The 1,787-nt window shown below is 74.3% G+C and carries 1 protein-coding gene; it reads right to left on the bottom strand.

Features of this window, described 5'->3' with window-relative positions; translation table 11 throughout:
• Positions 1 to 1,722, bottom strand: a 1,722-nt coding sequence (locus AOK23_RS30050) for a type I polyketide synthase (RefSeq protein WP_206336322.1), incomplete at its 3' end; no start/stop codon positions are given.
• Positions 1,723 to 1,787: the final 65 nt, after the last annotated feature.

Below are 1,787 nucleotides of genomic sequence, written 5' to 3' on the forward strand. Positions count from 1 at the left end.
CACGAACACCGGACCAGGACCGCCCGTCACGCGTCCCCGTGTCAGGCCCGCGTCCGGGCGTCCCTCCGCCAGGGCCGCGACGCCTCGCAGGAGTTCGTCGGCTCCTGTGCCGACGACCACGGCGCGGTGTTCCAGGGCGGCGCGGGTGACCGTCGACGAGAGGCCGACGTCCTGGGGGCGCGTGGCGGGGTGGTCGGTGAGGTGGGCGTGGAGCTTCGCGGCCTGGGCCTGGAGGGCGGATTCGCCGCGTGCGGAGAGGATCCAGGGCAGGGGACGGGTGGAGGTGTCCTCCTCCGCGGGGGCGGCCGGGGATTCGTCGCCCTGTTCGAGGATGACGTGGGCGTTGGTGCCGCTGATCCCGAACGACGACACGCCCGCCCGGCGGGGCCGCCCCGTCTCCGGCCAGGGCCGGCTCTCCGTCAGCAGTTCCACCGAGCCCGCGGACCAGTCCACGTGTCGCGTCGGCCGGTCCACGTGCAGGGTCTTCGGCAGGACCCCGTGCCGCAGCGCCATCACCGTCTTGATCACACCGCCGACGCCGGCCGCCGCCACGGTGTGCCCGATGTTGGACTTCACGGAGCCGAGCCACAACGGCCGGTCCTCAGGCCTGCCCTGCCCGTACGTGGCGAGCAGGGCCTGTGCCTCGATGGGGTCGCCGAGGCGGGTGCCGGTGCCGTGGGCCTCCACCGCGTCCACGTCGGCCGGCGACAGGCCCGCGTTGGCCAGGGCGTCCCGGATGACACGCTGCTGGGAGGGGCCGTTGGGAGCGGTGAGGCCGTTGGAGGCGCCGTCCTGGTTCACCGCCGAGCCGCGGATCACGGCGAGCACGGGGTGGCCCTTGCGGCGGGCGTCCGACAGTCGTTCGACCATGAGCACGCCGACGCCCTCGCCCCAGCCCGTGCCGTCGGCGGTGTCCGCGAACGCCTTGCAGCGGCCGTCGGAGGCGAGGCCGCCCTGGCGGGCGAACTCGGGGAAGATGCCGGGCGTCGCCATCACCGTCGCACCGCCGGCGAGCGCCAGGTCGCACTCGCCCGTGCGCAGCGCCTGGACGGCGAGGTGCAGGGTGACGAGCGAGGAGGAGCAGGCGGTGTCGACGGTCAGCGCCGGGCCCTCCAGACCGAGGGTGTAGGCCACGCGACCGGACATGATGCTGCTGGTCACTCCGGTGAGGGAGGGTGCCTCGGCGGAGTCGCGGCAGACCGCCACCAGACCGGCGAAGTCCTCGGACCCGCCGCCGAAGAACACTCCGGTGCGGCTGCCCCGCAGCGACATGGGGTCGATGCCCGCGCGCTCGACCGCCTCCCAGGACACCTCCAGGAGCAGCCGCTGCTGCGGGTCCATCGTCTGGGCCTCACGGGGCGATATCCCGAAGAACTCCGCGTCGAAACCGGCCGGGTCGCCGAGGAGACCGCCTTCCAGGGTGGCCGAGGAGGAGGCTTCGTCGGCCGCCGCGTACAGGTCGTCGAGCGGCCAGCCCCGGTCGCGGGGGAAGGGGCCGATCGCGTCGACGCCGTCGGCCGCCATGCGCCACAGGTCCTCCGGGGAGAGGACCCCGCCGGGGAACCGGCAGGCCATTCCGGTGACGGCGATCGGCTCCCGCACCCGGTCCTCCGTCTGCCGCAGCCGCTCGCGCAGGTCGCGGGCGTCGGCGATGGCCCGCTTCAGGTAGTCGCGCAGCTTGCTCTCGGTGGAGGTGCCGGGTTCGTCGGCTGTGCTGGGCATACGTGCGTCACTTTCCTCGAGGTGGGGGGGCTGCCGGTTCCCCGGCGGGGTCCTCTCCCCGGAGG

Source organism: Streptomyces torulosus (assembly GCF_001419765.1).
GTDB classification, from domain to species: domain Bacteria; phylum Actinomycetota; class Actinomycetes; order Streptomycetales; family Streptomycetaceae; genus Streptomyces; species Streptomyces torulosus.